Here is a 6985-nt window from a genome sequence, read left to right as displayed (position 1 = left end):
AAGTAGTAGAAGCTGTTTTTATTTCCAAACAAGAGGCCAAAATATTTTCTGAGATTTTTCTGTCTCAGCCTTTTTGGCTTATGTATATCCTGCTGGATTGTTTCAGACACCTCGTATCACTCTGCTCTGGAAGTGGAGCCAGGAAGACTGGCTGCTTTACCTTATGGGCGCCTTATCATAACGGCACCGGGAGTCCTGTTAGTTCCTTCTGCTGTTACTTTTTCAGAAGAACTTTTTGCTTCACTACTAGGGGCTTCTGTTAGTGCCCTGGCCGGACCGTCTGTCCTGCCTGCTTCCCGTTGATTGGGAGTGCAAAAGTAGTAGGTAGTACCTATCTTGTGCAAGTGTTTTAGCAGATATTTTTTCAGTTTTTACACAAGTACCTCATAAGCTGAGGGTAAAGCGGCTGATGAGTTTCTGCTTCCGCATCGGAGCCTGAGAAAGAACACCGGTAGAGGCTCTGGTAGTTCCTAGGCTCGAGAAGTTTTGTAGGACTTTCTCTTCTTAAAGAGAAAGGGCCCCGAATTAGTAGCGGGACCAGAAGTGTAACAAAGGTTACTCTTCTTGAAGTTCCTATACTACAGAAAGATTTTGTAGATGATCTTTCCTCACAAAGGAACGGCCTTGACTTTGTCAGCGGGACCTTATATAGAACATGAGTAACTCTTTTGGAAGTTCGAGCCCAACTTGAAGTTTTCAACTGCTGATAGGTCTTTATTAATAAAAGCTATTTCCAGATCAGGTAAATAACACTTCTATCTCTCCTTGAAGTTTCTGGGTACAGGATGATTTTCTAGACGCATCCTCCTATAAAGGAACAGGCACACCGTGGAGCAGACTCAGCTTATCAGCAGAACCAGATAAACAACACCTGGAAAATGGTTAGGAGTTTCTCCTGAGATAATGATTCATGAAAGAGCAGTTAATTGTTTGGCTACTTCTATTTTTTTTAGATTAGGTTAACATATATACGTAATCCGGAGTTTCCTGATAGATAAATTTCGAAGGATCGTACTTTAAGCTGCTTTATAAACATAGTTTTAGCTTTGCCAACTACTAATTTTTCCCGCAATAATTATGTAACCACCTTGGTACTAAAAATTTATTAATTCTTCAATTGCCATTTTATTGAAACTCTAGTACCTTGGGGTTTCATAAAAGGTAAAGCTCTGACGAGTAAGTACCTGACTTTGTTTTAAAGAACGCACCCTCCTTCCTAGTTCTGTATTTGATTTTTCAATAACTAATAACTAGTGAAGACGTATGTTAGCATCCCTGTTGAACGCCTACCCATGGCGTGTTAAATCTTATTATGCCATTCTTCATTTCGTTAGAACCAATGCTACTTCACTTTTTATAGTAGCCTCATCCCTCCCCCTGCTGGGAATCTTTATTTACTACAACATCTTTAAGCTCAACTACCCCCAGCACGAGGATCTATTATCCATGACGTTTATCAGGCACTGGAGTACCAACTCCTGGGAGAGTCTGCTGGACGAGTGGGTCTCACACGGGTTTGGGCACCGTTATCCATTTACACGAACGGTCTCTCTAATTGCAGCTCTACTTAACGGAGGTGAACTGGATATTACGCATACCGGAGTGCTGGGTATTGTTTTTCTTGGCCTCTTCTACGGTCTCTTTACCTATCTGCTTTACCGCTCCCAAATTTCCCTGTTCTACATTCTGCCTCTTGCCTTCTGGTTCTTCCAGCCCCAGTTGAAGACGTATATGTTCTGGTCGTTGATCAACCAGCTTTACATGCCGTCTTTGTTTTTCTCTCTGGTAGCGGTATGGTTACTGACTAAAGATGGCAGTAAAAGGCTAGCAGCTGCACTACTTTGTGTTATTGTAGGAGTAGGTGCTTTCTCTAGTGGATTGTTAGGATTTGGAGCGGGTGCCCTGGTACTCTTTTTACGAAGAAAATGGAGCTACCTTGCTATATGGTGTCTGGTAGCTGTGGGCACTGGTGCTTTGTACTTCCGTAATTATACCCAACCGGGCTGGGGGTTACCCCAGTTCAGGCCCTACGAAAACCCACTGAGCCCGTGGCTGCTTTTCCATTACCTTACGCTTTATATTGGAGGCATTTTACATTTTGAATCGGTTCCGGTAAGTGCATCTACTTTATATAATCCTAAGCTTTGGGGTAGTTATTTGCTAGGTCTGATCTGCTACGCTCTTATTGGCTATACACTCATAGTGGCCTGGGCAGGTTATGTACCAGCAGTGGCCAAAAGGTGGCCTGGCTTTATGCAACGAAGATTCGACTGGTGGCAACTCCACCCACGTATACGTCTGTTCGTCACAGGATTTGTAGCCTTGCTATTTGTGACGATCTACATGATCATCAATGGACGAACTACCGTAGAAGACGGAAGCCAGGTATTCAGTGACCGGCTACGTATATATCCTACTACTATTGTTGCCATGGCCTATCTTATGACTCTATGGCTGGCCAAACGTTACCGCCACCGCATATTTGTTTTTTCTTTAGGATTGTCGATGCTCTTCTTCCTGTTAAGTTACTACTATCATATTGATGCTCGTATCAGGGAGAAGCGTTTCCATATGACATCCTTATACAACTACCTCCATAACAAGCCTGGCTTTTTGAATGATTTTGGTACGTGGGGAGGAAACAACCAGAAGTATAATAAACCCAATGTAGATTCAGCCGTACTGGCTGGTGTATATAAGCCTACTGATCCTGCCTACCTGGAGGGAGCTCAATTGGTAGATTCGCATAAGAAGAATATTCCGGTACTCTCTGTTGAATACGATAGCTTAACAAACAGGTATAGCTTTTCGACCAATAATTTTAATAACAGCGCTAGCGCCGGAATGAACTACTACCTGTTACTAAATAGCTCTGAGTATAAATTTGTACTCCCTCTAAATGTTCGCCGAAGCCCTGTTACCTATTTTATGAGAACGGGTAAGTACTACTATGGCGATATTGAGACTATTGTGAATGCGACTTCGCTGCCGGAAGGAAAGTATCGAGTGGGCATACTCGCGCAACTAAAGAAACCTTACTATGCATTCCAGTCTGATTCCATCACCATCCGACGTACTCATCCGGGCGAGTGGTGGTAGACACGGCTATATAGAATCAGTAGTACCCATACTTTAATAGATAATTTTTCTTACTAGTCGCTGGCAAAAGTTGGGTTGATCAAATCATAAAAAGCTGGTGTTGACTCTGACTAGATTTTTACTAAAAAGCTCCCCGGGAGGTAGTCCTCCGGGGAGCTTTTTCTATCCCTTAGTTTAAAACATCCTGGCTACTCCAGCACCGGAGGTACTACTGTCAAAGTTGCGGTGGTAGAATAGCTCCTGGACCTTACATTTTCCCGCTTCATTTAGTACTGCATCAGTTATCAGACCGCTTTTAGTACGAGTTACAGTTATATAATCAAACTCTGCCAGTACCATCATGGCCTTCTGAAAGGCAAATTGCATTTGTGAAGGCACCTCCAGATGCGATATAGACTGTCGGCTTTTAAAGAAAGTCAGATAGTAATTGTCCATTTCCAGATTCATAGGAAGTCTAGTACGGCTTATACGTAATAATTGATTTACTTAAAAGTTTTCTGGTTGTTGGTGTAGCCCGCCTTATTGAGGTACCAGTCGGTTCGCAGCTGTCCCCCGCTCTGCGCCCAATCAGCAAAGAACAGGTAAGCCTCGGTGACAGGTACCTTTTCTGCCGGGTAGTTGAACTCAACGGGCAGCTCAATGGCCCACGGCAGGTTACTGGCTGAGCGGTAGTAGCGGCCTGATCCGGGCTTGGAAGTATCTTCAAGCGTACCCAGCAGGCTGGCATTGGCCTTACCCGTAGGAGCATAATTAGCCAGGTGCACCTCTACCTCCCGCTTTCCATCCACGATGATGAACGGGTTGATCTTCTCCTGGCTGGCTTTGGCCGGATCCAGCGGTGTTGCAAAGCGTACTACCAGCTCGAGCTGACCGGGTGTACCCGCCGGGCTTTCCTTGACGGTATTGAACATAGAACCTCCTACCCGTTTGATCAGTGGCTCGGGGGTGTCATAAGCAACAATGACAGCTTTGGACTGACCGGCTTCTGTCTTGTTGGGAGCCAGCTGCACGTAGCCTTTGGTATGGCTGTACCCCGTAACGCTGGCGACCTCGCTGCTGCTAACGCCGTCGAGCTGGAAGCCGAAGCCGTTGTCGTAGGAGGCGCCGATAGCGCGGATGATGATCTGGTTTTTCATTTCCACCAGCTTATTGTCGGCGTTGAACACGCGGGTAATGCGGGAGTTGATGACCAGGTCGTTGAAGTCGTAGTCACCCTGCGCCGGCCACAGATCCTCAAAGCCGTAGGTGGCCCAACCGGTAGCCGAAGGATAGTAGGTGTTATAGGCACGGGTAGGATCATTGGGATAATCATCCTGCGAGTCGGCTACACCATCTTTATCAGTATCGATGATAGTAGGGGCTGCCTGTAAAGTACCAAAGCCCTCGGGATTACACGAGCTGGTGGGTAGGTAGGTGCCCCCGCAGCTGAAGTAGCTGCTGGCGATTCTGGAGCTGTTCTGCTCAATGCCGTTAGCGTCGCACAAGTTCGCTGATCCTTCCATGGAGGCAGCGCCACCAATACTGGTAGTACCTGCCACTTTCACCACAGATTTGGTTGTGCCTTTACCCGTAATAGTACCTTCGTAGACAAGTTTGGAAGTACTTAGCATGGCCCCGCTGTTAAGTACCAGATTAGATTTGCCGCTGATGCGGGTCTCACTACCCACTTTGATATAGGAGTTGTTGGTAAAGGTATAGCTGGGGATAAAGTTGCCGTCAATAATAAGTCGGCAGTTATTCTCATTAAAGGACTCCCCGCCCGCCTCGTAGTACCCCTCTACCATAATGTAGTTGTTATTGACAAGGTGGCGATTGTTAATCAGTGCCTGCTTAACGATCAGCTCTCCGTTGTTGAGATATGTATTGGAGGTATTATTGTTAATGGTAAAGTTGCCGTTAACAGTCATTTTGCCATAGTTCTCATAGGAACCTCCCGTTGCCAGGTTCTGGGTGAATGACAAAGCATTTGAATAGTTATATATGCTAGTTGTAGGAGCAAGTATATCCGTAGCAGAGATAGTTACCGTTGAGCCTTCCAGAAAATAAATCTTACAGGCTGCGCTTTTGTTGGTGATAAGGTTAGGAATAGTAGCCGTTCCGCAAATACGAAGCGTACCACCATTCATAGTGATCTTACCACTGTAGGTACCCGTGAGTGCAATAACATCACCTGCTTTGATAGTAAGATCCCCCTTATGATTTGAATACGCTTTGGTTACTCCCGTGGTACAGTCAAGACCTGATCCAGCCTGCTGACGCGCCGATACGACCTGAGCCGCAGTCAGAAAATCGGCCGAGATAGAAGTACCAGCATGTATTTTCTTCACTTCAGAGGCACCGTTGGCGTCAATCTTTTCAACATAAAGGTCCGTCAAAGAAGCCGGGATGCGAAACTCTAACTTGAAGCTTTTACCAAGTGAAGCAATACCTGTGGCAACAAGTTGTCCAATAGTAGGCAGGTCATTATATACATTGATACGGGCACGCTCATCAGCATAGGAGGAAGTACCTACCCTTACATTAAGCTGAACATCCCGAGTAGATCTGAAGTCGAAACTTTCATTTACCTTCAAATTCTGTATATCGGTTGATCCGACTTTTTTTGCTGGATCCAGGTCCGAAGGTATACAACTAGTAACCATAAATAATATAGCACCAGCAATGCACCACTTGTTAGAAAAGGTCATACGTGTAAGCAGGTAATTTGATAATTATTGTTGACAGCTAAATCTGCTGCTAAAGTAGAAAGCTTATACCTGCTGCTTTTTATAATTCGACTAACTGCGAAAAATGCAACTTAATCGATCATTTTCTTGGGAGAATGGTAAAAGGATATGATACCTGCAATGCTGTCAACTAAACCTGTAGATGCTCTTAGCAACCACAGCCTTTCAGTCAGCGCTACTTACATAGCAATGACAAATGAAATTAGTAGGAGTTTGGGGCATATGTATTTCTTTATATAGGTTCATACCAGAAATGAACAAACTAAATACCATAAGTACTACCACCGCTTTTAAAAATCGAAATTGGATGCTGGTATATACTTACATCAATTTTCTCATTCTGAAGCGCTTAATCCTTGTCGTTAAACGCAGAGTGTAGTACTTTTGTAACTGTTTCATACTTTTGAGAATATCCTCCGTCTGTATTATGATAAAGAACTTACTTCTGATCGATGATGATCATACTACTCTCAGGTTATTAACATTGATGATTACGCGGCAAGGCTTTGCAGAGAATGTTTTTACTTTGAATAATGGTCAGGAGGGCGTTGATTACTTTGACCAACTGGTAAATAATGAAGAGGGGGTTGCTCCTGATCTGATTTTTCTGGATATCAATATGCCAATTATGAATGGCTGGGACTTTCTAGATGAATACTCTGCCCGATTCGAACATGTATATCCGGATACGAAGATCTGCATGTTGACTTCTTCGGTAGATCCTATGGATAAGCTGCAGGCCTTCTACTACTCAAGCGTCATTACATTTATAAGCAAGCCTCTTTTTAAGGCAGAAATGGAAGCGCTACGAAGCCATCCCAGCCTGAATCACTTCTTCAGCACCAGTACACTTAATTAAAGATTTTCATTTGATATAACTTCTCATCTAAACCATCAAAAGGTTTACGCAGAAGCACTAATGTTAGAAGGCATACTACCACAAAAAGAATGGGCACCATAACAATGGTGCCCGTTCTTTTTGTGGCTATTCCAGAAGCTAGGAATAATAAAGAAAAAGGGCTTCTCCCTTTGGGAAGAGCCCTCTATTGCTGTTGACGAAGTGCAGTGGTGGTATATATAAACAGCAAAGGAGCCGCAGCGAGTGCTGCGGCTCCTTGTAGCTTGATAGGGTGTGGCGGCTACCTACTTTACCGGGCGAA

General features: G+C 44.3%; 3 protein-coding genes. 2 read left to right on the top strand and 1 reads right to left on the bottom strand.

Annotated features, from left to right (window positions below; genetic code table 11):
- Positions 1-1263 precede the first annotated feature (1263 nt).
- Complete coding sequence (locus JTN23_RS25700; protein ID WP_247237994.1) at positions 1264-3099, top strand: hypothetical protein; 1836 nt, start codon at positions 1264-1266, stop codon at positions 3097-3099.
- 482 nt (positions 3100-3581) lie between these two features.
- Here JTN23_RS25700 and JTN23_RS25695 read toward each other — a convergent pair whose 3' ends face one another.
- The gene (locus JTN23_RS25695) at positions 3582-5672 is read right to left on the bottom strand and encodes an LruC domain-containing protein (protein ID WP_247237992.1); all 2091 of its coding nucleotides are present in this window, start codon (positions 5670-5672) and stop codon (positions 3582-3584) included.
- A gap of 580 nt (positions 5673-6252) precedes the next feature.
- Between JTN23_RS25695 and JTN23_RS25690 the strand changes: the two genes are divergently transcribed.
- A complete protein-coding gene (locus JTN23_RS25690; RefSeq protein WP_247237991.1) occupies positions 6253-6684 on the top strand; it encodes a response regulator in 432 nt (143 codons plus the stop codon).
- Positions 6685-6985: the final 301 nt, after the last annotated feature.

Source organism: Telluribacter roseus (assembly GCF_017355915.2).
In the GTDB taxonomy this organism is placed as follows: domain Bacteria; phylum Bacteroidota; class Bacteroidia; order Cytophagales; family Spirosomataceae; genus Telluribacter.
The sequence above is the reverse complement of the archived record's forward strand: the minus strand, read 5'-3'. Positions and strand labels throughout refer to the sequence as shown.